Here is a 24,545-nt window from a genome sequence, read left to right as displayed (position 1 = left end):
GAGTCCGCTCAAGGCAAGCAACACCGTGTGGGACAGCTCTGGGCGACAATGCGCACAGCCGCCTGGCCACACCCAGTGGCCCAGTTCAACCACGGCCCTAGCCGTGCGTCGCCGTGAACTGGCGTACGCGATCGCTGAAGCCAGGGGGGAACTCGACCTCGATGCGGCCGATCCGCTGCCGCATCCTTCTCTCACCGAAAGTTACAAGAGGCTCACCGGCACTGTGAGCAGCTGGGGCGTCCGCGATATGTACGGTCACCCTCAACCCCGCGGCACGAAGTTCCTCGCCTTTTTCTTTGTCGGTCGAGAGCTGCGCCCACCGCTGCCGGTACGTCTCTCCGGTGGGGATCTCCTCCCAGGAGTCCGGCCGAGTGGGCAGCGCCATGAGCTGTTCCCGCTTCGCGTCCAAACGCGCGTAGGACTTCCGGTACTCCTGCCTGCCGGTCTCCGAGGAGTAGAGCCCGGCCTCCCGATCCTCCCGCAGTTCCGCCAGGGCGCGGGTCACTTCCTCAACGTCCTTGGTGTGGTCGACGCCCCGGCGGAAGATCTGGCGGACGATTTGGATGTCTCCCGCCACCCGCAGAAACTCACTCTCGACCGTGCTCTCGAGCAGAGCCGCGCTGATGCTCTTGTTTCCCGTGCCACACGGTTTGTGCGTGACTCTGCTGGCGCAGCGGTAGTGGGGCCAGTCGTGACCGGGAGCGCGGTACACCGGCTCACCACAAGCACAGAACGCCACCCGCAGCAGTGGAGAGCCTCCCGTGCGCTTGCCGGATCGCTTGTTGGTGTTCTCCTCCAACCTCTTCCTCGCGAGTTCCCATTCCTCTTCGGAGATCAGCGGTTCCGCGCGCTGAAGCGGTAAACCGTCAGCACCACGGACGAGACGAGCCCGCCGCTCGGTCAGCCCATCGGGGAGAGTGACCTCTTCGGTCATCTCGAACTGACCCAAAAGAGTCGGCGAGCGGAGCAGCTTCGCCAGATTGCTGGACGTCCATCGCGACCCCTTGGGCGCCTTGCCGGTCCGGATGCGCTGGGCATCGACGGAAGCAGGGGTCTTGGTGGGGTCCTCGTTGAGCCAGCGACAGACGCTGTTCGCGGACTCGCCTCCGATGATCCTGCGCACGATCTCTCGCAGCGTTCCAGCCGTGTTCAGCCCGTACTCGTCAGGTACGAGCTTCCAGCCGTCGCCGGTCTCCGCCTTCTCCGGTCGGTAACCGTACGGCACCTTGCCCCCGCGCCAGCGCCCTTCCTGCATCAGATGTGCATACGACGACTTCGCCCGGGCTTTGATCGCTTCGAGCTCCCCCTCCGCGAAGGAGGCGATGAGCTGGAACAGAATGCGCCCCATGGGGGACGACAGGTCGATGTCCCCTTCTGCCGTGGCAAGCTGCTTGCCGGTTCGGTCGCACCACTCCGCGAGTACATTGACGTGGATCACCCGACGCGACAGCCGGTCAAACCTCCAAGCGCAGATGACGTCGAACTCCCTGGCGCGGGACTCCTCCCACGCCAGGCGGTGCTCGATGTCGCTCACGTCCTTGCCGATCGTGGACGGCAGCCACTTGCCGAACTCCGGGCGCCTCCAGGGTTCGATGCCGCCGGACACGTCGACGTCCTCGGCCCAACCGACGATGACGTGCCCGTTCCTGTCCGCCCAGCGTTGGATGGATGTCTTCTGGCGGACGGCTGACGTGCTCTCGTCGCTGTCCCTCGACAGGCGAACTACCCCCAGAACCCTCGCCACTTCTCTGCCCTTCTTCCCAGTTCAGAAGACGAAGCTAGGCAGGCGTGCGATTTATGTCAAAATGACTTTTTTCATCCCGCAAACGTGTATGGATGGGGCAGAGCAAGGGCGGCACCGAGGAGATCATCGGTACCGGGTTCGCGGGGAGGGGGAGAGCAGCACGACAAAATCGCCCTCCGCGGGGGACGGCGGCGCTCAGGGGGCGTACGGGCCGCCGAGGTCCCAGCCCTGGTGCATCGCCTCCGCGAAGGCGGCGGCCAGTTTGTGCTCGCCGCCGGGGCTCAGGTGGGTGCCGTCGTAGGTGTCGGTGCGGAGGTCGTACGTCTCCGGCACCGACGCCAGCAGCAGCGGGGAGTGGGGCTCGTCGAGGTCGGCGGCGGCCTTGGCGAGGAGTTCGTTGAAGCGGGCGACCTGCGCGGCGAACGCCTCGTCGGTCGCGGCGCGGATGTTGGGGATCACCGGCAGCAGCACCATGCCGACGCGGGCGTTGCCGGTGCGGGCCTGTGCGACGAAGGCGCGGACGTTGGCGGCGGTCTGCTCGGCGTCGGTGTAGAAGCCGAGGTCGATGAGGCCGAGCGAGACGAGCAGGACGTCCGCCTTGCTGCGCCGGACCGCGTCCCCGACGAGCGGCGCCATGTGCAGCCAGCCCTCGCCCCAGCCGGCCAGGTGGCGGCGCGGGAAGTCGGGGTCGGCGTAGGCGAGGGAGGTGGGGGCGTCGGCCGCCTTGTCGTAGAGCGTCTCGCGGGGGCCGACGAGGGTGACGGGACCGCCGTACGTCGCGCACAGGTGCCGCCACATGCGGTGACGCCAGGTGTGGTCACCGGCGCTGCCGATCGTCATCGAGTCACCGACGGGCATGATCCTAAGCATCCGCTCATCATGGGGGATGGGAGGGGCGCGTGGTGTGTGAGACGGGCCACGGGGTGCGGGCGATGTCGGTCCGTGGGGGCGGGTGGCGCGGGGCGCCGCCCGGTGGAGCCTCGAACGGGTGGGCGGGATGGCAGGCTTGGGGCATGCGCCGACCGTCCGCCCCCCGGGCCTCCGCCCTCCGGGCCCTCGCCCACCGGGCTTCCGCCGTCCTCGCCGGAACGCTGCTGCTGGCGGCCCTCGCCGCACCGGCCGCCGCGCCCGCCGCGTACGCCGCACCTGCCACCGCGTACGCCGCTTCCGCCGCCGCGGGCGACGAGAACTTCACGATCAAGGACCCCCGGATCACGGAGTCCAGCGGCCTGGCGGCCTCCCGTCAGCATCCGGGGATCTACTGGACGCACAACGACAGCGACGACGGCCCCTACCTCTACGCCGTGGACAGCAGGACGGGCGACACGGTGGCGCGCCTCACCCTCACCGGCATCGGCACCCCGCGTGACGTCGAGGCGATCTCGATCGGCCCCGGCAACCGCATCGTCGTCGGCGACATCGGCGACAACCTCGACGGGACCTGGCCGTACGTGTGGATCTACGAGCTGCCGGAGCCGCGGGAGTTGAAGGACGCGACGGTCAAGGCGACGCAGTACGAGGTGACGTACGCCGACGGCGCGCGGGACGCGGAGTCGCTGCTGGTGCATCCGAAGACGGGCCGGGTGTACATCATCGACAAGAAGGAGGACGGCGGCCACCTGTACGCGGGCCCGGAGAAGCTGTCGGTGTCCGGCCGCAACGTCTTCAAGCCGGTCGCCCCGATCGACCTCTGGGCCACCGACGCGGCCCTCTCTCCCGACGGTCAACGCCTCGCCGTACGGGGCTACTTCGGCGGCATCGACTACGACTGGAACAACGGCGTCCCCAAGCGGGTGGCCCGCCTGAACGTCCCCCTCCAGCGCCAGGGCGAGTCGGTGACGTACTCGGCCGACGGCACGAAGCTGATGTACGGCAGCGAGGGCGAGAGCAGCGACGTCCAGGCGAGGGACGCGCGGGGCGCCGCCGGCAAGGGGAGCAACTCCTCGTCCGACGGGGGAAGTTCGACGGGCGCCGGGAAGGACGGCGACGGCACGTCCGGGGGGACGGTGAAGGTGGGCGCGGTCGCACTGGCGGTGGCGTGCGCGGCACTGTTCGGGGTGAGCAGGGTGCGGCGGAGGCGTTGAATCGGAGGATGAGCCGCGGGATCGAGGGCGCCGGTGCCCGACCCCGTGGCGGATATGCGCGATCATTCTCGTGACGTCACCCTGGACGCATGGACATTCACGCAGCGGAGCCGTCAGGCTGTCCTGGCAAGGTCGGTTCGGCTGAGATCTGGGGTGGTCGCGCATGGCGCTGGGGGCAGGGTTCGAGACGATCGGGCTGGACGAGTTCGGCCGCCTGTTCACCGAGTTCGCCCACACGGCGTGGCGGCTGGAGACCCGCCGCCGGTACGCGAGTGACGAAGTCGGGGACCGCTGGCGGCAGTTCATCGAGACCGGGAGCCTCGACGACCCGGAGAGCGCACCGGGCACCCTCGGCTTCCGCGCGGCGATCCGTCAGCAGACCGCGCAGGGCAAGACGGTCGGTCGGGTCCGCCTCGTGGACGACCCGCCGACCACCGGCCAGCGGTACCTGCTCGAAAGCGCCCAGCACAACATCGCGTCCGGCGAGGACATCCGGAACATGTGGCGCTCCGACGCCGACCGGCTCAAGCTGCCCGCCGAGGACTTCTGGCTCTTCGACAGCCGCCTGATCGCCCTCCTCCGCTTCGACGACGACGATCAGCTCACCCACGTCGACCTCATCACGGAACCGTCCGAGGTGGTGCGGTGCGCCGGGGTCCGGGACGCCGCGTGGCACCACGCCGTACGCCGCGACGACTTCCTGGCCGGACTGCGTCGCGCGAACTGAGTGACCTGGGTCGCCCTGGCGGGCCGGAGGGGAGTGGGCCGGGGGCAAGTGGGGGCGGAGGGCTGCCTCTTCGGGGCATGATCACTAGATCGGGTGCCGTACGGGCTGATTCGTCCGTTTCCGCTGCCGGTGCCTCCATGCTGGAGAGACCCCCGCAGGAGACGCTCCCGAAAGGCACCCCCATGACCACGACGGCTCAGGACGTCATCACCACCAAGCTCGAACGCAACTTCGATACGATGGACGCCAACCACGACGGTCAACTCGACTGGTCGGACTACCAGAAGCTCGCCGACCGCTACATCCAGGCGTACCAGCTGGACAAGAACGACCGCCGGGCCCGCGCCCTCCAGACCTTCACCCAGATCTACTGGCTGGAGTTGCTGCGCCACGCGGGCGTCGACAGCGACCGGCTCACGAAGGAGCAGTTCGTCACCGCCAACCGTCTCGCGGTCATCGACACCAGCCGCCTCAACATCACGGAGGGCGGCGGGCACGCCATCTTCGACGTCATCGACGTCGACGGCGACAACGAGATCAGCAAGGACGAGTTCGCCCGCTCCCTGCGCGACGTGTGGAAGATCGACGCGCCGGACGCCATGGACTCGTTCACGAGGCTGGACACCGACGGGGACGGCGCCATCTCCCGCCACGAGTTCATCCGCGCGGTCCGCGAGCACTTCCTGTCCAACGACCCGGACGCACCGGGCAGCTTGTTCTTCGGGCACATCTGAGCCCACTCCGCGGCCACCCGTACCGGTGCGTGTACCGGTACGGGTGGCCGCGGTCTTGTCCGGCTGCGCTACCCCGACGGGCAGGGCAGTTCCGGGCGTCCGCGGTGCGGGGAGCAGGTGACGAGGGCGAGGGAGAGGAACGCGGGGCGTTCGAGGTAGAGGCCGAGGGAGACGTCGCCGCCCCAGGAGAGGCGGGCGGCGGCGCAGGCGAGGCGAGCGGTGAGGTCGTCGGACGCGTAGGGGGTGCTGAACCGAGGTGCGTGCGCCCGGAGTTGGCCACCGAGCCAGGTGATCGCCCCGCCGGGCTCCGCCCAGGTGCCCCGCACCAGCGCGCGGGGCTTGAGCAGCCAGTACGCCGTCTCCAGCGGCGGGAGGTCGCTCGTGGGGAACCCGGCGGCGACCTCCCGGTACCGGTGGAGGAGACGTTCGGCGGCCACGTCCTGCGGGCCGCCGGGGGCGGGCGGGGGATCGGGGTGCGGGGGCCGGCGCAGCGCCTCGTCGTCGAAACGGGACTTGGGGCCGACCCAGAGGTAGCCGTGGTGGTGCACGGGGAGGCGCGGGGTGGCTCAGGCGCCGAGTCCGAACCGCGCCGGGTCGATCCCGGCGACGCTCAGTTCCTCGGTGGTGAAGCGGAGCGGCGAGGCGTCGGGACGCTTGCTGTCCCCGAGTGCCCAGACGTCGTCCCCGATGCGGGCGAGGGTGACGCAGCCGTCGGTGCAGGGGCCTCCGCAGGCCTTCACGAAGGAGGCGGAGGTGATGTCGAGGGTGTAGGGGTCGGGTCGGTCGGTCATGACGTGCCTCCGTGCAGTGGTGGTCTGGTCGCTTCCTGTGAGCAAGGTAGGCACCCTGGCGGTGAGCATGTAGAGGATATTCTCCATTATTCTAAAGATGTCACCCAGAATCGCTGGACATGCACTCAGCGGAGTCGGCACGCTTCTCTCGTAAGTCCCCCAGAGATACGAGGTGGTTGAGAGTGGCAAGGCGGTTACGGTTCAACGGCACTGGCAGTGGCGACAGTGGATGCCCCTCCGTTCACGAGGACTTGGACAGCGGCGAGGTGATCGTGCACGGACCCCCGCTCACCGACCCCGAGGACGTGGGGCAGCTCCAGCACCTGTCCGAGGGGGAGGTGGCGGTCGTCGTGCCGCGGGAACTGCTGGTCGACTGGACCCCGAAGGAGAGCCTGCGCAAGGTCCAGTCGATCGATCTCGACGCCTTCGGCCGTCTCTTCGAGAAGTTCGAGCACACCGCCTGGCGGTTGGAGACGCGACGCCGGTACGCCAGCGACGAAGCGACCGACACATACCGGCAGTTCGTCGAAATGGGCGAGGCCGACTGGACCCTCGACAACCCCTACTGCCGCATGATCCGCCAGCAGACCGACCTCGGCAAGCGGGTCGAGCGCGTGCGCATCGTGGACGAGGCACCGACCACGGGTCAGCTGTATCTCCTCGACAACGCCAAGCGGAACAGCGCCATCGGTGAGGACATCCGGAACCTCTGGCGCGGCGACGCCGAACGCCTCCGCCTCCCAGCCGAGGACTTCTGGCTCTTCGACAGCCGCCTCATCGCCCTCCTCCGCTTCGACGACGGCGATCAGCTCACTCATGTGGACCTGATCACGGAACCCGCCGAGGTGGTGCGCTGCTCGATGGTGCGAGATGCTGCCTGGCATCACGCCGTGCCGTGGCAGCAGTTCACGGCGGAGATGCGCAGCGACGGGTAGGGACGTGAACGGGTACCGGTGAGCACGGACTTTCAGCGAGCGCGTGAGGAGCTTGGTCGCAGGCTGCGCGAGCTTCGTGTCGACGGCCCCCATGGACGGCTCACCGGTACAGACCTGGCCCGACGGCTCGGCTGGCAGCAGTCGAAGATCAGCAAGTTGGAGAACGGCAAGCAGACGCCCTCGGCCGAGGATCTGAGGGCGTGGGCCGAGGCCGTGGGGCAGCCGGACGCCGCTGGTGAACTGTGCGCCCGCCTCAAGGGATTCGAGAGCCATATCCGTTCCTGGCGCCGCCAGTTGGCCGCAGGGCACGGTCCCGTGCAGGAGACGTGGAATCGGATCATCGGGGAGACCCGGACCCTGCACGTGTGGGAAAACTTCCTCGTCAACGGCATGCTCCAGACCCCGGACTACGCCCGGAACGTCTTCCAGCGTCTCGCCGAGTTCCGGCGCACCCCGCGCGACGCGGACGACGCCGTGCGCGCCCGCATGAAGCGGCAGGAGTGGCTCTACGAGCCCGGCAAGCGGCTCAACCTGCTGATGTGGGAGGCGACGCTCACCGCTCACGTCTGCCCGCCCGAGGTCCTGGCGGCCCAACTCGACCGCCTCTCCGGTGTCGTGGGAGTCGACACGGTCCACCTCGGGATCGTGCCCTCCTCGGCGCCGCTGAGGCTGCCGCCCGCGAACAGCTTCTGGATTCTGGACGAACGGCTCGTCGCCGTCGAGAACTGGCACGCCGAGCTGTGGCTCGACGATGCCGAAACGATCGCTCTCTACCGCCGCGTCTGGGACACCCTCGCGGAGTCCGCCGTCTACGGCGCCGAGGCGCAGCAGGTCATCGCGCGGGTCCGCCGCGGTCTCAGCGTCTGAGGACGTACGGCCGGACCACGTCGTCGTTGGTCCGCCACGACGGTGCCGGGGTCCGCGGGGGCTGCTGCCAGCAGGGCTCGTCCGCCGGGAACGGCAGGTAGTGCCCGGCCGCGCGGGACCGTTTCCACCAGCGGCGCCAGCGGGCGTCGTACGGGCTCGGCAGCCGCCACACGTACGGGTCGGGCGTCCGTGCCTCGCGGGCCGGGTCGGCCTCCGGGGCCCGGCGTCCGGCCCGCCTCACCGCGTCATAAAGCGCGCGGAACATGCGCCTCCTCCGCCCTCGTCGGCGTGAACCTCGCCCACACGCACTTCGTGTAGGGCTCCTGCCGGTGCCCCCACGCGTCCGCCAGCGCGGCCACCAGGGTGAGGCCCCGGCCGCCCTCCTCGTCCGGGGCGGAGTCGTGGGGGAGGGGGACCCGGTCGCGGTCGGGGTCCGCGACCTCCAGGAGGAGTTCGGCCCCGTCGTAGGTCAACGTCACGCGCACCAGCGCCTCCGAGACCTTGCAGTGCGTCACGGCGTTCGTGACGAGTTCGTTGGCCGACAGGGTGATCGAGTCGGCCGGTGCCCCGGCGATCCCCCAGTCCGCGAGCGCCTTGCGCACCTGCTGCCGCGCACGGGACACGTGCCGCCTGTCCTTGGGGATGCGGAAGGTTTCGGTTGAGGGCATGGCTGGACCTGCCTTCTGGCGAGCCGTCAGGGAGCGCGTCACTTCAGCGCCCTGCCGAAGCTAGGGCTGCATCCATCTCCATGCAATGAAAATCACTGAATACATGCACCAGTGTCACTCGATCGTGTGATGGGGGCCCAAAGTTGACGTGCGCTGTGGCATCGTTCGAGAGACGAGAGGGAGGGACCGACGATGCCTACAGGTGGACGCCCGACAGTGCGCAGCAGGCGCCTCGGGACGGCGCTCAAGCAGTACCGGCAGGCCGTGAAGTTCGAACAGGCCCAGTCCGCCGAGGTGATCGCGTCGAGCCAGGCGAGGATCAGCCGCATCGAGACGGGTCACGCGACCCCGCGCGTCATCGAAGTGCGGTTGCTGCTCGACGCGTACGGCATCCACGACGCGGAAGTGCGCGCGAAGCTGGAGGACTTGGCGAAGCACTCCAAGAAGCGGGGCTGGTGGCTGGAGCACGCGGCGCATCTCCGCCAGGACTACGTGGATCACATCGCGTTGGAGGACGACGCGACGTACATCCGGGAGTGGCAGCCGGTCCTGGTTCCGGGGCTGTTGCAGACGCCCGCTTATGCGGAGGCGATCACCAAGGGGAGCCCCGGCTACATCGAGCAGGACCGGATCGCACAGCTGGTCAAGGTGCGTGAGGCTCGGCAGTCGAAGATTGAGGAAGGCGGTACGTCTTACACCGCCATTCTCTGGGAGCCCGTTGTCACGCAGCCATTGGTGAGCGTCGACGTCCACCGGGAGCAGCTTGCGGCCATCCTGGAAGTGGGTAAGCGGAAGAACGTCACCATCCAGGTGCTTCCGTTCACTGCTGGAGTGCTCGGAGCTGTCAGCTCCGCATTCTCCACGTTCAGCTTTGAGGGCGAGCCGGCAGTCGAGGCTGTGACCTTGGAGAACCTGCGGGGCACGTCAGTCCTGGAGGGATCTGAAGACCTCACGGCTTACGCCAATATGTACGACCAACTACGATCGTCTGCACTGGCACCGGATGCCAGCTCCAGGCTGATCCGGGGCATCCTGCGGAGTCTGAAGGAAGACGCATAGTGGCCGAGGTCGTAACTCCCTTCCGTAAATCGTCCTACTCGCAGGCAGAGAGTAACTGCGTAGAGGTTGCTGTCACGTCCGCCGACGGCCGTGCTGTCCGTGACAGCAAGCAGCCCGACGGTCCCCTCCTCGCCGTCTCGCGGAACGGCTGGATGGCGTTCTTGAGTCAGTTCGCGTAGAGGTCGGATGCTCGACTTGCCGAGTCGAGGAGGATTGCCGTGAGCAAGGTCGTCGGTCCCTTCCAGAAGTCGTCGTACTCCGGGCAGAACGGAGATTGTGTGGAGGTCGCTCAGACGTCCACCAACGCCCGCGCCGTCCGTGACAGCAAGGTGCAGGACGGCCCCCTCCTCACCCTCTCCGCGCCCGCCTGGGCCCACTTCCTGGGCGCGCTCAAGTAGCGAGCGGGGCGTGGCCGGGTGCGTACCCCGGCCGCGCCCCTCACGATGAGCCGCGCCGTGAGAACTGCGGCTCAGTCCCCACCGGTTCGCGACCTGCGGACCGCTCTGGACTCCGGGAAGCGACTCGCGTGCACGCGGCCCGTGCTCTTGTCGGCCGTGTAGATCACCCCGTACTCGCGGGCGAACCGGTTGGCCTCCCCGACCATGCCCGTGCCGGACCGCAGGAACAGCGCGTACGCCACCGAGTCCACCTGAGCCGCGTTCAGCGGTACCAGCCAGCGGTTGGCGGCGCGGTCGAAGTGGGCCGCGCGCACCCGCTCCTCGAAGCCGGGCGCCGGGACGACGCCCTGCCGCTCCCGCATCGCCAGATAGACCCGTACGGACTCCATCTGCGCGGGCCACAGCTCGACCAGCAGCTCGCCGGGCTCCAGCACCACCGGCGGAGGTGCCGGTGAGGGCACCGTCGCCGCGTACGTCAGTACGTCGTGCCCCTGCGGGCTGAGGCGCGCCGCCCACCGCACCGGTCCGGGTCCGCGGGCCGACAACTCCTCGCGCACGGCCTGGTCCGCCAGCTCGACCAGGCCCTTCGCGGCGGCGGCCTCCACCGCCAGCCGGAAGGGCGGCGCGCACTCCTCGCCGAGCACCCACCCGTGCTCGGCGGCGGACTCCCGCTCCCGCAGCGCGCTCAACGTGTCGACCCGCTCGGTCCTCTCGCTCATCACCACCCCCGCAACTCCGGTCGCTGATACGGGTACGACCGTAGAGCGCCCGAGGGCCGGCGCACCGGGGAACGGTGAATGACGAGGCGTCAGCGCCGCGTTTTTCGGCCGACCCCGGCCGACGGGAGGGCCTACGTCACAGAACATCGACGAACAGCCCCTGTCACCGCGCCCCGCGCAAAGATGATCGCTCCACCACTTTCCGAGGAGCATCATGCGTTCCCGTACCGCAGTTACCGCAGTCACCGCCGTCGCCTTACTCGCGTGCACGCTCACCGCGTGCGACGCCCTGACCAGCACGCCCGAACCCGACGCTCACGCGGTGCCCACGAGCGAGACGTCCCCGCCCGCGCCCGCGACGCCCGATCCGGGCCAGGACGACGCGATGAAGGCGGCCGGGATACCCCCCGAGCCGACCGGCGACGATCGCCTCGCCCTGCTCGAAACCCTGTCCTCGGCCGCGCCGGACGTCGTCCGCTACGAGGAGAAGGCCGTCGACGCCGCCCGCAACCAGTGCGGCGCCATCAACGGCGGCGCGGACAAGCTCGACTGGCTGGCCTCGCAGCGTTTCTCCTACCACGACGTCACCACGACCGAAGGACAGGGCGCCAAGCTCAACGCGGCGCTCAAGGCGTCAGGCTTCTGCAAGCTCTGACGCGGTCCGGCTAGCCCTGGTCGAGCGGCAGTGCCAGGTCCGTGACCTGGAACTTCTTCGGGAAGCTGCCCTTGTCCGTGGCCGTGCCGGTGAGGACGTTCACGGCGTAGAGGCGGTACGCGCCCGCCGTACGGAGCGCGGCGAAGCCGTGGTTGGTGTCGGTGGACGCGCGGTAGTAGATGTCGAAGCCCGCGTCCAGCGCGGCGTCCACGCCGAGGTTGCCCGTGGGGGCGAGGGTGCCCGCGTTGGCCGGGGACTGGAGCGAGACCCGGTCGGCCATCGTGTCGAGGTCGAACAGCGTCGTCGCGGTCGCCGCGTCGAGGTCGTTGTTGGTGTAGGCGGCGCCGGTGACGCCCATCGCGGTGGACGGCGGGGTGGTCGGGTTGGTGAGGGTGCCGTCGACGGTCGTGGTGCGCGGCGCGGCCTGGTCGTCGATGTTGTGGCGCAGGTTCTGCCCGGTGTTGGAGATGACCCGCAGGCGGTTGGCGGCCGGGTTGAAGTCGACGCCGAAGGCGGAGCCGGACAGGGCGACCGTGAGCTGGGAGACCTTCGTCGCCCTGGCCTTCGTGCTCAGCGTGTAGACGCCGCCCTTGTCGCCGACGCCGTACAGCTTGCCGTTCTGCACGCGGAAGTCGATGCCGACGAGCCGCTTGTCCCCGGCGAGACCGGCGACCTTGCCGAGGGCGCGGGCGGCGCCGGGACGGTCCACCTCGAAGGTCACCAGGTGCTGGTCGGCGGTGAGGCCGACGGCGTCCAGACCGCGGTGCGACGCCGCGGCGGGGGCGCTGCCGAGGGCGCTGTCGGGGGCGGCGAGCGCCGGGGCGGCGCACAGGGCGGCGAGGACCAGGGCGGCGGTGGTGGCGGCGGTGCTGTTGCGCATCGTCTTCCCTTCATGGGCCCGGACGGGGGTCCGGGACTGTGCGGGGAATCCGTAGCCGCGGGCCACGCGGATGAGTGCGGGTCACGAGGACCACCCAGGCGGCGGATCGGCACGCACCGAATGGCCCTGCGTGGGTGGCAGATGCTGGCCTTGGGTGCCGGATCGACTGGTTTTTGCGAGGGCGGACCAATCCGGTCGGGCACGGGGTTCCGGATCAGGGGTGAGACCGGCCAGGTCGGCCGTACTCGTTCCGGAGGGCGAATCCCATGATCACTCTGATCCTGATCGGCCTGCTGGGCGGTCTGATCACGGCGGTGTCGCCGTGCATCCTGCCCGTGCTGCCGGTGGTGTTTTTGGCGGGAGGACCCGGCGGTCCGCCCGGCGCACGACCTCCGGAGAGCGCAGAGAGCGCGGAGAGCGCCGAGTCCCGCAGGGGGCCGGGCGGTGGTGGCGCCGCCTCCGGCGAGGCGGACGGGGGCGTGGCCCCCGCCGCCGGTGACGTACTGGTGTCCGCGCGGGCGCCCGAGCGTCCGGCCCGCAACCGGCGCCCGTACGCCGTGGTCGCCGGGCTGGTGCTCAGCTTCAGCTTCTTCACCCTGCTCGGCGTGACGATCATCTCCGCCCTCGGCCTGCCCGAGGACATCCTGCGCTACGTCGGCCTGGCCCTCCTCGTCCTCATCGGGCTCGGCCTCGTCTTCCCGCCCGTGGAACGGCTGCTGGAGCGCCCGTTCGCCCGCATCCCGCAACGCCAGGTCAACAAGGAGGGCAGCGCGTTCCTCCTCGGCCTCGGCCTCGGCCTGCTGTACGTGCCGTGCGCGGGGCCGGTGCTCGCGGCCATCACCGTCGCCGGAGCACGCGGCGAACTCAGCCTGGACATCGTCGCGTTGACCGTGTCCTTCGCCGTCGGCACGGCCCTGCCGCTGCTCGTCTTCGCGCTCGCGGGCCGACGCGTCGCCCAGCGCGTGGGCGCCTTCCGCAAGCGGGCGCGCAAGCTCCGTATCGCCGGGGGCGCGGTCATGATCGCCCTGGCCTTCGCGCTCGCCTTCGACCTGACCACCGCGCTCCAGCGGACCCTGCCCGACTACACCTCGGCCGCCCAGCGCCAGATCGAGGACAACAAGGTCGCGCGGCAGAAGCTGTCCGGCCTCTACGACGACTCCAACAAGGAACTCTCCCGCTGCGAGGACGGCGTCGACGAACTGCGCTCCTGCGGGCAGGCGCCGCCGATCGAGGGCATCGACCGCTGGCTCAACACCCCCGGCGGGGCACCGGTCGACCTGAAGCGGGAGCGGGCACGCGGCAAGGTCGTGCTCATCGACTTCTGGACCTATTCCTGTGTCAACTGCCAGCGCAGCCTCCCGCACGTGAAGGCGTGGGACCGCGCCTACCGCGCCGCCGGACTGGAGGTCATCGGGGTCCACTCGCCGGAGTTCGCCTTCGAGAAGAAGGCTTCCAACGTCGCCGACCAGGCCCGCAAGCTCGGCGTCACCTACCCCGTCGCCCTCGACAACGAGCTGACCACCTGGAACAACTACCGCAACCGCTTCTGGCCCGCCAAGTACCTGATCGACTCACGCGGAACGGTCCGCCACTTCACCTTCGGCGAAGGCCGCTACGACCAGACCGAGGACCTCATCCGCACCCTGCTGCGGGAGGCCGACCCCTCCGTCGTCCTGCCCCCGAAGACCGGCCGCGAGGACGCCTCACTGACGAAGAACCGGACGCCCGAGACCTACCTCAGCAACCTCCGCATCCGGGGCTACGTCGGGGACGCCCTCCTCGACGACAAGCCCAAGACCTACCGGCTCCCCGCCACCGTCCCGCTCAACCGGCTGGCGCTGGGCGGCACATGGACCGCCGGATACGAGTCCTTCACCGCCGGGGACGACGCCCGGCTCGCCCTCACCTACCGGGCCAGGAACGTCAACCTCGTCCTCTCCGGCACCGGAACCGTCACCGTCCTCGCCGACGGCAAGCCCGTCAGGACCGTGTCCGTCCAGGGCACGCCGACCATGCACCGGCTCATCGACGACGACACGGCCCGCACCGCCCGCCTCGAACTCCGCTTCACTCCGGGCATCCAGGCCTACGCCTTCACCTTCGGGTAGGCCGCCCGCCGGGCGGGGGGTGCCCTCGGGCCCCTCCGTCGGGGACCATGCCGTGATGCGTACAGACGGCTGGCACCTGACCTCCGACCTCGATGCCTTCCTCGCCCGCGCCGGGCGGTTCCTCCGGTCGCGGCCCGCCGCGCACACCACCCAGCTCACCGCGCTGGAGAAGGCGCGGCGGGGTGAGGCCGAGCTGCGGGAGCCGGTGTTCGGTTGGCTGGAGGACGCGGGTGAAGTCCGGGCCGCCGTCTACCAGTTCACCCCCGCGCGGCGGCTCACCGTCACCTCGCTCGCGGCGGGCCAGGCCGGCTCCCTCGCCGCCCTCCTCGTCGGGGAGCGGCAGACCGTGCCCGGTGTGCTCGGGGAGCACGACACCGTTGCCGAACTGGCCACCCGCTGGACGCGGTTGACCGGCGCCCAGGCCGAACGGGGCTGGTACGCCCGGCTGCACCGGCTCGGCACCCTCACCCCGCCGCAGCCGGTTCCCGCCGGGCGGGCACGGCAGGCCGGGGCAGCGGACCGGGACCAAGTCGTCGCCTGGTGCCGCGAGTTCACCGAAGCCGTCGGCGAGGTGCCGCGCGTCGACGCCGCCACCTGGGACACCTCCCGCTTCGCCGACCGGCACTTCACCTTCTGGGAGACCCCGGACGGCACCCCCGTCTCGTTCGCCGCCGTGACCTCCGCGCTCGCGGGCATGGTCCGGGTCGACCCCGTCCACACCCCGGCCCCCCTCCGCGGACGCGGCTACGCGGGCGCCGTCACCGTCGCCGTCAGCCGGGCCGCCCTCGACGCCGGGGCCACCGACGTCGTCCTCTACGCCGACCCGGACAACCCCACCAGCACCGGCCTCTACCGCCGCCTCGGCTACGTCCCCCTCGCGGACTGGTCCGGCTACGACTTCCACTGACCCGCGGAGCGGAGCGGCAGGAAACCCGGTTGCGGGGGCCGCGGCCCGCCTGGCAGCGTGCGAGGTCCCCGGCCTCCGGGCCCCTGCGCCCGCCGCGCCCTCGGCGCCCCTTCGAAAGGCTCCCGTGACGATCTACTTCTACGGCGCCGACGACGTGCCGTACGGGTGCTTCTCGAACTTCTCCGCCCACGGCTTCGACCTCGACGGAACGTGGTGGCCGACCTCCGAACACTACTTCCAGGCGCAGAAGTTCAGGGGCACCCGGCACGCGGACCTCGTCCGGCGGGCCCGTACGCCGCTGCGGGCCGCCGAGTTCGGCCGCGACCCGTCCCGGCCGCTGCGCCGCGACTGGGAGCGGGTCAAGGACGACGTGATGCGCCGGGCCGTCGCCGCCAAGTTCCAGGCGCACGACGGCATCCGGGAGATCCTGCTGTCCACCGGCGACCAGGAGATCGTCGAGGACACCACCACCGACCACTACTGGGGCCGCGGCCGCAACGGGAACGGCAAGAACATGCTCGGCCGGATTCTGGTGCGCACCCGGCAGCAGCTGCGGACCTGACACCCCGATCCCGGCGCGGGCTGCGCGACCCGGCGGGCCTCACGCGTCCCCGACCGCCCGTTCCATCAGCACCGTGTCGATCCACCGGCCGTGCTTGAAGCCGACGGCGGTCAAGCGGCCCGCCCGGGTGAAGCCGTGGCGGCCGTGCAGGGCGATCGAGGCCGCCCCGGTCGTGTCGTCGGCCGCGACGACGGCGATCAGACGGCGGACCGGCGTCCCGGCGCACGCCGTCAGCAGGGCGGCCAGGAGGGTGCCGCCCAGGCCGTGGCCCGTCCGGTCGCGCGCCAGGTAGACCGAGGTCTCCGCCGTGTGCCGGTACGCGGGCTTCGGCCGCCACGGCCCGGCGTACGCGTAGCCGACCACCTCGCCCGCCACCTCCGCCACCAGGAACGGCAGGCCCCGCGCGGCCAGGTCGTCCAGGCGCGACCGCCACCCGGCCGCCCCCGGCGGGGTCTCCTCGAACGTCGCCACCGTGTGCAGGACGTAGAAGGCGTAGATCTCCGCCACCCGGTCCAGGTCGGCCGCCGTCGCGGCACGGACTACGGGGGCGGCGTCCGGGGTCATGGCGTGAGTGTAGGCGCGGCGGGCCGTCGGGCGGCGGGCCGTCCGACCGGTGCGGGCCGGCGCGGTCCAGTGCGGGCGCCTCTCTAGGCTGTCCTCCATGACTGACCGGTCCGAGGTCCGGGTCGTCGACTGGCCCGCCCCCGGCGGCGGCGACCGCCTGTCCGCCCTGCTCGCCGACTACCACCTGCGGACCGAGGCCGAGAAAGGGGCGCCCGTCGGCGGTGTGGACGGACTGCCCGACCGGTACCGGGCCGAAGTCCTCGACCCCGCCGCCGCGTTCGCGGGACACACCGTGCTCGTGGCCCGCGTCGGGGACACCGCCGCGGGCTGCCTGGTCGTGACCCGCCCGGCCGACGGGGACGCGGAGGTCAAGCGGCTGTGGACCGACCCCGCCTTCCGGGGCCGGGGCGTCGCCTCCGCGCTGCTGCGCGCCGGGGTCGCGCGGGCCCGGGAAGCCGGGGCGCGCACCGTACGGCTCTCCGTGTGGGAGTGGCGGGCCGACGCCGTCGCCCTCTACCGGCGGCTCGGCTTCACCGTCACCGACCCCTGGGACGACCGCCCTCAACTCCTGTGCATGCGGCGGCCGGTGTAACCGATCGGGCACGCCGACCCACCTCAGCGTCCACGCCCGGCGGCGGGAACCCGGCTTGACCATCACTTGGTTTATTAGGCAAGCCTTACCTAACTAGCTTGGCGTCACCCGTGCACAGGAAGGACGGACCATGGGTGACGCGAAACAACCGCATGCCCTCACCCTCGCGCGCCTGCGCCAGGACGTCGCCGAGGCGCTCTACGTCGAGGCCGGTGAGGTCGAGGTCGACGAGAACGTCTTCGACCAAGGGCTCGACTCCGTACGGATGATGGCCCTCGTGGAGGGGTGGCGCACCGACGGTGCCGCCGTCGGCTTCTCCGAACTCGCCGAACGGCCCACCCTCGCCGCCTGGGCCACCCTCCTGGCCCCGGCGGACCCGGACGCCGTGACCGGCCCCGCGCCCTCACGCGCGGACACCTGACCCCGGCCGACCCTCACCCCTCTCACTCCCCACTCCACCCCGCCGTACGGGACTTCACCCCGTCCGCGCGCTCCGCCATGCCCGAGAACCCGCCCGCCACAGCCCAGGGAGACCGCATGTCCCCGAACGAGACCCCCGCCCCCGACGCCACCCCGAGAACCGGCACCGGCACCCCCGCCCCCGCCTACGACGTCGTCGTCGTGGGGGGCGGGCCCGGCGGGTCCACCACCGCCGCGCTGGTCGCGATGGCCGGGCACCGCGTGCTGCTGCTGGAGAAGGAGTCCTTCCCCCGGCACCAGATCGGCGAGTCCCTGCTCCCCGCCACGATCCACGGCATCTGCCGGTTCCTCGGGGTGAGCGAGGAGATCGAGAAGGCCGGGTTCATGCACAAGCGCGGCGGCACTTTCCGCTGGGGCTCCAACCCCGAGCCGTGGAACTTCCTCTTCGCGTACTCGCCGCTCATGTCCGGCCCCACGTCCACCGCCTACCAGGTCGAGCGGATGAAGTTCGACAAGATCCTCCTCGACAACGCGCGCCGCGTCGGCGTCGACGTCCGCGAACAGTGCACCGCCGTCGCCACGCTGAGCGAGGGTGAGCGCGTCACCGGGCTGCGCTGGACCGACGAGGACGGCACCACCCACGAGACGTCCGCCACGTACGTCGTCGACGCCTCCGGCAGCAACAGCCGCCTGGCCCGCGCCGTCGGCAAGCGCAACTACTCCGACTTCTTCCGCAACGTGGCCCTCTACGGCTATTACGAGGGCGGCAAGCGGCTCCCCGGCCCCGACGCGGGCAACATCCTCTGCTGCGCCTGGGACGACGGCTGGTTCTGGTACATCCCGCTCACCGACACCCTCACCAGCGTCGGCGCCGTCGTCAACCGCTCCCAGGTCAGCACCCTCTCCCGCGACCCCGAAGCCGCCATGGCCGCGTTCATCGACCGCGCCCCCATGATCAAGGACTACCTCAAGGACGCCACCCGCGTCACCGACGGCCCGTACGGCGAACTCCGCGTCCGCAAGGACTACTCGTACGCCATGGAACGCTTCTGGCAGCCCGGCCTCGTCCTCGTCGGCGACGCCGCCTGCTTCGTCGACCCCGTGTTCTCCACCGGCGTCCACCTCGCCACCTACGGCGGCCTCCTCGCCGCCCGCTCGATCAACAGCGCGCTCGCCGGCACCCTCGAAGAGGCCCGCGCCTTCGACGAGTTCGAGCGCCGCTACCGCCGCGAGTACGGCGTCTTCTACGAATTCCTCCTCGCCTTCTACGACATGCAGCACAACGAGGAGTCGTACTTCTGGCAGGCCCGCAAGGTCTCCCGCGCCGAGGCCACCGACCTGCGGGCCTTCGTCGAACTCGTCGGCGGCGTCTCCTCCGGCGAGTCCGCGCTCATGGACCTCGACCAGCTCAAGGAACGCTTCGGCGGCTCCTCCAAGGACCTCGCCGACGCCGTCACCCGCACCGGACCGGCGCAGAGCGAGAGCGGCGAGCGGATGGGCGAACTGTTCGGCACCCAGGTCGTCACCGACGTCATGCAGGGCATGAACGAGATCCAGGCCCGCGCCACCCTCGGCGGCGCCACCAGCCTGGAACAGCCCCTGTTCCCCGAGGGGTTGGTCCCCTCGCCCGACGGTCTCGGCTGGGCCGTCCCCGCCACCGTCCGGTGAGCGCCGAGCAGATCACGACGGGTGTCCTGGCCGCCGCCGGAGTGGTCGTGGCGCTGGCGGCCCTGCTGTCCGCGCTGGCCCGCCGCGTCGGGCAGCCGCCCGTCATCGGGCAGGTCCTCGCCGGGATCATGCTCGGCCCCAGCCTCCTCGGGCGGCTCCCCGGCGACCCGAGCGAGACCCTCGTCCCCGACGAGATCCTGCCCTTCCTCGGCGTGGTCGGGCAGATCGCGCTCGTGCTGTTCATGTTCTCCGTGGGCTGCGAACTCGACACCTCGCTCCTGCGCCGCCAGGGGCGGGCCGTCACCGCCGTGTCCGCCGCCGCGCTCGTCGTCCCCATGGCGGCGGGCGCGGCCCTCGGCCGGCTCGTCCTCGACACCGGCCTGCGGCCCCGCGGCGTCCCCGACGGCTGGGCCTTCCCGCTCTACCTCGCCGTCGCCCTGTCCATCACCGCGATGCCCGTCCTCGCCAGCATCATCCGCGACCGCGGCCTCACCGGCACCGTGCCGGGCACCGTCGCCACCGCCGCCGCCGCGTTCACCGACGTCCTCGGCTGGCTGATCCTCGCGGGCGTCGTCGTCCTCGCCGGGTCCGGCGGACGCCCCCTGCCCGAACTGCTCGCCCTCCTCGCCTGCTACCTCGTGGCGATGCTCCTCCTGGTCCGGCCCGTCCTGCGGCGGATCGCCGCCCTGCCCGGTGTACGGCGCGACGGACCGCTCGTCGCCGTCGCCCTGCTGTCCGGCTGGGCCACCAACGCCCTCGGCCTGCACGCCGTGTTCGGGGCGTTCCTCGCCGGACTCCTCACCCCCCGGCGCACGGACGGCACCCCGGACGCGGCGCTCGTCGGCTGGGCCGACCGGACGGGCGGACTGCTCCTGCCGGTCTTCTTCATCACCACCGGCCTCTCCGTCGACATCGGCGGCCTCGGCGCGACCGACCTGCTGCTCCTCGCCGCCCTCCTCGCCGTCGCCGTCGGCGCGAAACTCGGCGGCTGCGCCCTCGCCGCCCGTCTCAGCGGCCGGACCCGCAAGGAGAGCGGGATCATCGGCGCGCTGATGAACACCCGCGGCCTCACCGAACTCATCGCCCTCAACGTCGGCCGCCAGGCCGGACTCCTCGACGCCCGCTGGTACGCCCTCCTCGTCGTCGTCGCCGTCCTCACCACCGCCATGACCGGCCCCCTGCTGACCTGGCTGCGGCGGGAAGAGCCGGAGGAGACAGGGGAGAGGGAGGGGGCCGAGGCGGTGGGGGCGGACACCGGGTCCACGGCGGCACGGTCGGGGTGACCGGCCGGGGACCGCGCGGCGTCCGGGAGCCGTGAGGGAGCCGTGAGGGACGGCCCGTGGGGCGGGGGGCCGGTCGGGGCGGCCGTCCGCTCACGGCCTCCGCGCGGTCTCCCCGTCGGGGCCCCGCCGCCGCTCCACCAGCAACTCCAGCCCGTCCAGGACCCGTTCGAGGCCGAACGTGAAGTGGTCGAAGTCCCGGCCGAAAGCGTCCTCGGAGAGCGCGGCCGTCACCGGGTAGCGGCCGGAGGCCATCGCCTCCACCAGGAACGGCTCCTGCGCGGACCAGAACTGAGTGTCCGTCAGGCCCGAGGCGCGTTCCGCCTCCTCCTGGTGCAGCTGGGTGCGGGCCGCCCCCACGACGTAGCCGTCGATCATGATGATCACCGAGATCAGCTCGGGGTCGGACAGGCCCATCGGCCGGATGCGGGCGAGGACCTTCTCCATGCCGTCCAGCGTGGCCGGGCCGAGGACCGGGCGGGACTGGTTGACCCGGAGCAGCCACGGATGGCGGCGGTGCAGGGCGAGCGTGGCGCGGGCCAGCGTCTCCAGCGCCGTGCGCCAGCCGCCCTCGCCGAGGTCGTCGGGGCCGGGCCGCTGCACCCGGTCCAGCATCAGGTCCAGCAGCTCCGCCTTGCCGGGGACGTAGCGGTAGAGGGACATCGCGCCGGTGCCGAGTTCCGTGGCGACGCGGCGCATGGACACCGCGTCGAGGCCCTCGCGGTCCGCGACCGCCACCGCCGTCTCGACGATCCGCTCCAGCGTCAGCCCCGGCTTCGGCCCCCGGCTGGGCCGCTTCCCGGTGTCCCACAGCAGTTCGAGCGTGCGGACGAGGTCGCCGCTGCCACTGGTCTCCGCGCTGCTCGTCATGGGGGCAGTTTAGAACCGGGCCGCAGAGCCCCGCCCTGAAACTGAGTACGGTGTACGCGTAATCGGGTACGGTGTACTCAGTTCAGGGCGCGTGGATCGCGCGCCCGGGAAGGGGGACCCATGTCCGAGGAACCTGTGCCCGACGGGTACGCCGTGCTCGCCGAGGGGCTGCGCAAGCGGTACGGCACCAAGGACGCCCTGGACGGCTTCGACCTCGCCGTCCGCGCGGGCACCGTGCACGGGCTGCTCGGCCCGAACGGCGCGGGCAAGACCACCGCCGTCCGCATCCTGTCCACGCTGGTCCGGCTGGACGGCGGCCGGGCCCGCGTCGCCGGGCTCGACGTGGCCCGCAGCCCGCGCGAGGTCCGCGCCCGCATCGGGCTGACCGGGCAGTACGCGGCCGTCGACGAGGTGCTCACCGGACGGCAGAACCTGGAGATGTTCGGCCGCCTCTTCCACCTGGGCGGGAGGCGCGCCCGGCTGCGCGCGGCCGAGCTGCTGGAGGGGTTCGGTCTCGCCGACGCCGCCGACCGGGGCGTCGGCACCTACAGCGGCGGCATGCGGCGCCGGCTCGACCTTGCCGCCTCCATGATCCTGGCCCCGGCCGTCCTCTTCCTCGACGAGCCGACGACCGGCCTCGACCCGCGCGGCCGCGGCGAGGTCTGGGACGCCGTACGGGCGCTGGTCGCCGGCGGTACGACCGTGCTGCTCACCACCCAGTACCTGGAGGAGGCCGACCGGCTCGCCTCCCGCGTCACCGTCATCGACCGGGGGCGCGCCCTCGCCGACGACACCCCGGACGGGCTGAAGGACCGCGTCGGCGGCGACCGCGTCGAGGTCACGGTCGCCGACCCCTCCGACCTGCCGCACGCCGCGCGGGTCCTCGCCCGCGTCGCGGACGGCGAACCCCGGTGCGACGAGGCCGCGTCGAGGGTGTACGCCGCCGTCGCCGACCGGGTGTCCGCGCTCACCGAGGTGGTCCGCGCGCTCGCCGACGAGGGCGTCCGAGTGGAGGACATCGGGCTGCGCAGACCGAGCCTCGACGACGTGTTCCTCCGCCTCACCGGCCACCCCACGGACACTCCGGACCCGGACCCGGACCCGGACCCGGACGCGGACTCGGACCCGGACTCGGACCTGGACGTGGGGACGCCCCCGGAGGCGTCCCGGCCTGCGTCCTCGGTGCCCTCCGTGCCCGCGAAGGAGGCCGCGGCATGAGCAGCGCCCTCGACCCGGCGGGCCGCGTCACGGCGGACCTGACCGGCCCCGGCCGCAGCCCTGATTCCGGTCCCGGCTCCGGTCCCGTGCGTGGCCGCGTGTACTGGGCGACCGCCGACTCCTGGAACGTCGTCCGCCGCGGCCTCACCCACTACCAGCGCCAACCCGTCAACATCGCCTGGCAGTTGGGGTTCCCGATCGTCTCCGTCCTGCTCTACGGCTACGTCTTCGGCAGTGCCATGCGGGTGCCGGGCGGCGGCGACTACCGGGACTTCCTCATGCCGGGCATGTTCGCGATGACGATCGCCTTCGGCTTCATCAACACGGCGACCAACGTCGTCCACGACTCCACCAAGGGCGTCATCGACCGGTTCCGCTCCATGCCGATGTCCCCGTCCGCCGTGGTCACCGGCCGCGGGGTCACCGATCTCATCGGCGCCTGCGCCGAGTTGGCGATCATGATGCTCACCGCGTTCGCCATGGGCTGGCGCCCGGACGGCGGATGGGGCTTCCTCGCCGCCTTCGGCCTGCTGCTGTGGCTGCGGTTCGCCCTGATCTGGGTCGGGGTGTGGGTGGGGCTGCTCGTGCCCAACCCGGAGGCGGCGGGCGGCCTGTTCGCGGTCGCCTTCCCGTTCACGATGATCTCCAGCATCTTCGTCGCGCCCCAGCTCATGCCCGACTGGCTGGGCTTCCTCGCCGCCTGGAACCCCGTCTCCTCGACGGCCGCCGCGACCCGTGAACTCTTCGGAGGCCCGGCCGGGGGCGGCGACTCCTGGGTGGAACAGCACGCCCTGCTGATGTCCGGGGTGTGGCCGGTCCTGCTGACCGCCGTCTTCCTGCCGCTGGCGGTCCGCAAGTTCCGGGCACTGAGCCGCTAGCGGACCGGGTCCGGGGACAGGAGAGGGCGCCCGGTAGCCGTACCGGGCGCCCTCTCCCTGCTGCCTGACAGGCCGTTACAGCTTCTCGATCACGTAGTCGACGCACTTCGTGAGCGCCTCGACGTCCGCCGGGTCGATCGCCGGGAACATCGCCACGCGCAGCTGGTTGCGGCCCAGCTTGCGGTACGGCTCGGTGTCGACGACGCCGTTGGCGCGCAGCACCTTCGCCACCGCGGCGGCGTCGATCTCGTCCGAGAAGTCGATCGTGCCGATGACCTGCGAGCGCTGCGCCGGGTCCGTCACGAACGGCGTCGCGTACTTCGACTCCTCCGCCCACGTGTAGAGGCGGGTCGAGGAGTCCTTCGTACGCGCCGTCGACCAGGCCAGACCGCCCTGGCCGTTGATCCACTCCAGCTGCTGGTTGAGCAGGAACAGGGTGGCCAGCGCCGGGGTGTTGTACGTCTGGTTCTTGCGGGAGTTGTCGATCGCCGTCGGCAGCGAGAAGAACTCCGGGACGTGCCGGCCGGACGCGTGGACGCGCTCGGCGCGCTCGATCGCGGCCGGGGAGAACACGCCGATCCACAGCCCGCCGTCGGACGCGAACGACTTCTGCGGGGCGAAGTAGTAGACGTCCGTCTCGGCGATGTCGACCGGCAGGCCGCCCGCGCCGGACGTCGCGTCCACCAGCACCAGCGCGCCCTCGTCGGCACCGGCCACCCGGCGCAGCGGGGCCGCGACACCGGTCGAGGTCTCGTTGTGCGTGAACGCGTACACGTCCACGCCCGCCTCGGCGCGCGCCTCCGGGTGCGTACCCGGCTCGGAGGAGATCACGGAGGGCTCGCCGAGCCAGGGCGCGAGTTTCGCGGCCTTGGCGAACTTGGAGCTGAACTCGCCGAACGTCAGGTGCTGCGACCTGTTCTCGATCAGCCCGTGGGTCGCGACGTCCCAGAAGGCGGTGGAGCCGCCGTTGCCCAGGATCACCTCGTAGCCCTCGGGGAGCTGGAACAGCTCGGAGACGCCCGCCCGGACCTGGCCGACCAGGTTCTTGACCGGGGCCTGGCGGTGGGACGTGCCCAGCAGGGAGGTTCCGGTGGCGGCCAGGGCGTCCAGCGCCTCGACCCGCACCTTGGAGGGGCCCGCGCCGAAACGACCGTCGGCGGGCTTGATGTCAGCAGGAATCTGGATCTCAGCCACGAGGGGAGGTTATCGGGTGCGGG

At 71.2% G+C, this 24,545-nt stretch carries 28 protein-coding genes and 1 pseudogene; 18 read left to right on the top strand and 11 right to left on the bottom strand.

The genetic code is table 11. The annotated features are described in order from the left end of the window. Positions 1–97: 97 nt before the first annotated feature. The gene (locus ACIQPQ_RS13635) at positions 98–1,744 is read right to left on the bottom strand and encodes a recombinase family protein (RefSeq protein WP_401303279.1); all 1,647 of its coding nucleotides are present in this window, start codon (positions 1,742–1,744) and stop codon (positions 98–100) included. Positions 1,745–1,939: 195 nt separating this feature from the next. Beyond that, positions 1,940–2,614: a GDSL-type esterase/lipase family protein gene (locus ACIQPQ_RS13630; RefSeq protein ID WP_401303277.1), complete on the bottom strand. Its 675-nt coding sequence runs from the start codon at positions 2,612–2,614 to the stop codon at positions 1,940–1,942. 143 nt (positions 2,615–2,757) lie between these two features. On the opposite strand from ACIQPQ_RS13630, the gene ACIQPQ_RS13625 reads away from it, so the two are divergent. From ACIQPQ_RS13625 to ACIQPQ_RS13615, 3 genes and pseudogenes are all read left to right on the top strand, one after another. Beyond that, entirely contained in the window at positions 2,758–3,828 is a 1,071-nt protein-coding gene (locus ACIQPQ_RS13625) for a WD40 repeat domain-containing protein (protein ID WP_401303276.1), read from the top strand. A gap of 187 nt (positions 3,829–4,015) precedes the next feature. After that, positions 4,016–4,555 (top strand): annotated as a pseudogene (locus ACIQPQ_RS13620) (DUF6879 family protein); the annotation flags it as partial. 182 nt (positions 4,556–4,737) lie between these two features. Beyond that, entirely contained in the window at positions 4,738–5,289 is a 552-nt protein-coding gene (locus tag ACIQPQ_RS13615; RefSeq protein WP_401303274.1) for an EF-hand domain-containing protein, read from the top strand. A 68-nt stretch (positions 5,290–5,357) separates the two neighbouring features. Here the strand turns inward: ACIQPQ_RS13615 and ACIQPQ_RS13610 are convergent, their stop codons facing one another. Together ACIQPQ_RS13610 and ACIQPQ_RS13605 are read right to left on the bottom strand one after the other, a co-directional pair. Then, positions 5,358–5,837, bottom strand: a complete 480-nt coding sequence (locus ACIQPQ_RS13610; protein WP_401303272.1) for a hypothetical protein — start codon at positions 5,835–5,837, stop codon at positions 5,358–5,360. Positions 5,838–5,855: 18 nt separating this feature from the next. Beyond that, a complete protein-coding gene (locus ACIQPQ_RS13605; RefSeq protein ID WP_401303270.1) occupies positions 5,856–6,080 on the bottom strand; it encodes a DUF397 domain-containing protein in 225 nt (74 codons plus the stop codon). A gap of 182 nt (positions 6,081–6,262) precedes the next feature. Between ACIQPQ_RS13605 and ACIQPQ_RS13600 the strand changes: the two genes are divergently transcribed. Then, on the top strand, positions 6,263–7,015 hold the full coding sequence (locus tag ACIQPQ_RS13600) for a DUF6879 family protein (RefSeq protein ID WP_401303269.1): 753 nt from the start codon (positions 6,263–6,265) through the stop codon (positions 7,013–7,015). Between the two features lie 18 nt (positions 7,016–7,033). Further along, the gene (locus tag ACIQPQ_RS13595) at positions 7,034–7,882 is read left to right on the top strand and encodes a helix-turn-helix domain-containing protein (RefSeq protein ID WP_401303267.1); all 849 of its coding nucleotides are present in this window, start codon (positions 7,034–7,036) and stop codon (positions 7,880–7,882) included. Here ACIQPQ_RS13595 and ACIQPQ_RS13590 read toward each other — a convergent pair. Both ACIQPQ_RS13590 and ACIQPQ_RS13585 read right to left on the bottom strand, forming a co-directional pair. Continuing rightward, on the bottom strand, positions 7,872–8,147 hold the full coding sequence (locus ACIQPQ_RS13590; protein ID WP_383769256.1) for a hypothetical protein: 276 nt from the start codon (positions 8,145–8,147) through the stop codon (positions 7,872–7,874). The two genes, ACIQPQ_RS13595 and ACIQPQ_RS13590, sit on opposite strands and share 11 nt — an antisense overlap. After that, entirely contained in the window at positions 8,128–8,550 is a 423-nt protein-coding gene (locus ACIQPQ_RS13585) for an ATP-binding protein (RefSeq protein ID WP_401303265.1), read from the bottom strand. Before ACIQPQ_RS13585 ends, ACIQPQ_RS13590 begins: the two co-directional genes overlap by 20 nt. Before the next feature lie 192 nt (positions 8,551–8,742). Between ACIQPQ_RS13585 and ACIQPQ_RS13580 the strand changes: the two genes are divergently transcribed. From ACIQPQ_RS13580 to ACIQPQ_RS13570, 3 genes are read left to right on the top strand one after another with little or no spacing between them, the layout of a single operon-like run. Next, positions 8,743–9,609, top strand: coding sequence for a helix-turn-helix domain-containing protein (locus ACIQPQ_RS13580; RefSeq protein ID WP_401303263.1), 867 nt, complete (start codon positions 8,743–8,745; stop codon positions 9,607–9,609). Then, the gene (locus ACIQPQ_RS13575) at positions 9,609–9,788 is read left to right on the top strand and encodes a DUF397 domain-containing protein (RefSeq protein ID WP_401303262.1); all 180 of its coding nucleotides are present in this window, start codon (positions 9,609–9,611) and stop codon (positions 9,786–9,788) included. The genes ACIQPQ_RS13580 and ACIQPQ_RS13575 overlap by 1 nt, the downstream gene beginning before the upstream one ends. Before the next feature lie 39 nt (positions 9,789–9,827). Further along, complete coding sequence (locus ACIQPQ_RS13570) at positions 9,828–10,007, top strand: DUF397 domain-containing protein (RefSeq protein WP_401303260.1); 180 nt, start codon at positions 9,828–9,830, stop codon at positions 10,005–10,007. A 71-nt stretch (positions 10,008–10,078) separates the two neighbouring features. On the opposite strand, the gene ACIQPQ_RS13565 is transcribed toward ACIQPQ_RS13570, so the two are convergent. Continuing rightward, positions 10,079–10,726 carry a DUF6417 family protein gene (locus ACIQPQ_RS13565; RefSeq protein ID WP_401303258.1) on the bottom strand — a complete coding sequence of 216 codons (648 nt, stop codon included), beginning with the start codon at positions 10,724–10,726 and terminating at the stop codon, positions 10,079–10,081. Positions 10,727–10,940: 214 nt separating this feature from the next. Between ACIQPQ_RS13565 and ACIQPQ_RS13560 the strand changes: the two genes are divergently transcribed. Continuing rightward, on the top strand, positions 10,941–11,381 hold the full coding sequence (locus ACIQPQ_RS13560) for a hypothetical protein (RefSeq protein ID WP_401303256.1): 441 nt from the start codon (positions 10,941–10,943) through the stop codon (positions 11,379–11,381). A 10-nt stretch (positions 11,382–11,391) separates the two neighbouring features. Here the strand turns inward: ACIQPQ_RS13560 and ACIQPQ_RS13555 are convergent, their stop codons facing one another. Further along, complete coding sequence (locus tag ACIQPQ_RS13555) at positions 11,392–12,261, bottom strand: DUF4394 domain-containing protein (protein ID WP_401303254.1); 870 nt, start codon at positions 12,259–12,261, stop codon at positions 11,392–11,394. 266 nt (positions 12,262–12,527) lie between these two features. On the opposite strand from ACIQPQ_RS13555, the gene ACIQPQ_RS13550 reads away from it, so the two are divergent. From ACIQPQ_RS13550 to ACIQPQ_RS13540, 3 genes are all read left to right on the top strand, one after another. Further along, positions 12,528–14,369 carry a cytochrome c biogenesis protein CcdA gene (locus ACIQPQ_RS13550; RefSeq protein ID WP_401303253.1) on the top strand — a complete coding sequence of 614 codons (1,842 nt, stop codon included), beginning with the start codon at positions 12,528–12,530 and terminating at the stop codon, positions 14,367–14,369. A gap of 55 nt (positions 14,370–14,424) precedes the next feature. After that, positions 14,425–15,276 carry a GNAT family N-acetyltransferase gene (locus tag ACIQPQ_RS13545; protein WP_401303251.1) on the top strand — a complete coding sequence of 284 codons (852 nt, stop codon included), beginning with the start codon at positions 14,425–14,427 and terminating at the stop codon, positions 15,274–15,276. 124 nt (positions 15,277–15,400) lie between these two features. Next, entirely contained in the window at positions 15,401–15,838 is a 438-nt protein-coding gene (locus tag ACIQPQ_RS13540; protein ID WP_401303249.1) for an NADAR family protein, read from the top strand. 39 nt (positions 15,839–15,877) lie between these two features. On the opposite strand, the gene ACIQPQ_RS13535 is transcribed toward ACIQPQ_RS13540, so the two are convergent. Continuing rightward, the gene (locus ACIQPQ_RS13535) at positions 15,878–16,402 is read right to left on the bottom strand and encodes a GNAT family N-acetyltransferase (protein WP_401303247.1); all 525 of its coding nucleotides are present in this window, start codon (positions 16,400–16,402) and stop codon (positions 15,878–15,880) included. Positions 16,403–16,499: 97 nt separating this feature from the next. Between ACIQPQ_RS13535 and ACIQPQ_RS13530 the strand changes: the two genes are divergently transcribed. From ACIQPQ_RS13530 to ACIQPQ_RS13515, 4 genes are all read left to right on the top strand, one after another. Then, complete coding sequence (locus ACIQPQ_RS13530; RefSeq protein ID WP_401303246.1) at positions 16,500–16,994, top strand: GNAT family N-acetyltransferase; 495 nt, start codon at positions 16,500–16,502, stop codon at positions 16,992–16,994. A 130-nt stretch (positions 16,995–17,124) separates the two neighbouring features. After that, complete coding sequence (locus ACIQPQ_RS13525) at positions 17,125–17,415, top strand: phosphopantetheine-binding protein (protein WP_401303244.1); 291 nt, start codon at positions 17,125–17,127, stop codon at positions 17,413–17,415. A gap of 116 nt (positions 17,416–17,531) precedes the next feature. Continuing rightward, positions 17,532–19,082: a tryptophan 7-halogenase gene (locus ACIQPQ_RS13520; protein ID WP_401303242.1), complete on the top strand. Its 1,551-nt coding sequence runs from the start codon at positions 17,532–17,534 to the stop codon at positions 19,080–19,082. After that, positions 19,079–20,365 carry a cation:proton antiporter gene (locus tag ACIQPQ_RS13515; protein WP_401303240.1) on the top strand — a complete coding sequence of 429 codons (1,287 nt, stop codon included), beginning with the start codon at positions 19,079–19,081 and terminating at the stop codon, positions 20,363–20,365. Before ACIQPQ_RS13520 ends, ACIQPQ_RS13515 begins: the two co-directional genes overlap by 4 nt. 90 nt (positions 20,366–20,455) lie before the next feature. On the opposite strand, the gene ACIQPQ_RS13510 is transcribed toward ACIQPQ_RS13515, so the two are convergent. Beyond that, complete coding sequence (locus ACIQPQ_RS13510) at positions 20,456–21,232, bottom strand: TetR/AcrR family transcriptional regulator (protein WP_401303238.1); 777 nt, start codon at positions 21,230–21,232, stop codon at positions 20,456–20,458. A gap of 120 nt (positions 21,233–21,352) precedes the next feature. Here ACIQPQ_RS13510 and ACIQPQ_RS13505 point away from each other — a divergent pair, with 120 nt between their 5' ends. Beyond that, positions 21,353–22,450, top strand: coding sequence for an ATP-binding cassette domain-containing protein (locus ACIQPQ_RS13505; RefSeq protein WP_401303236.1), 1,098 nt, complete (start codon positions 21,353–21,355; stop codon positions 22,448–22,450). After that, on the top strand, positions 22,447–23,328 hold the full coding sequence (locus ACIQPQ_RS13500) for an ABC transporter permease (protein WP_401303234.1): 882 nt from the start codon (positions 22,447–22,449) through the stop codon (positions 23,326–23,328). The genes ACIQPQ_RS13505 and ACIQPQ_RS13500 overlap by 4 nt, the downstream gene beginning before the upstream one ends. 75 nt (positions 23,329–23,403) lie before the next feature. On the opposite strand, the gene serC is transcribed toward ACIQPQ_RS13500, so the two are convergent. Next, on the bottom strand, positions 23,404–24,522 hold the full coding sequence (serC, locus tag ACIQPQ_RS13495; protein WP_383769303.1) for a phosphoserine transaminase: 1,119 nt from the start codon (positions 24,520–24,522) through the stop codon (positions 23,404–23,406). Between the last annotated feature and the right edge of the window lie 23 nt (positions 24,523–24,545).

The sequence above is a fragment of the Streptomyces sp. NPDC091281 genome (genome assembly GCF_044757425.1).
Lineage (GTDB): Bacteria > Actinomycetota > Actinomycetes > Streptomycetales > Streptomycetaceae > Streptomyces.
The sequence above is the reverse complement of the archived record's forward strand: the minus strand, read 5'-3'. Positions and strand labels throughout refer to the sequence as shown.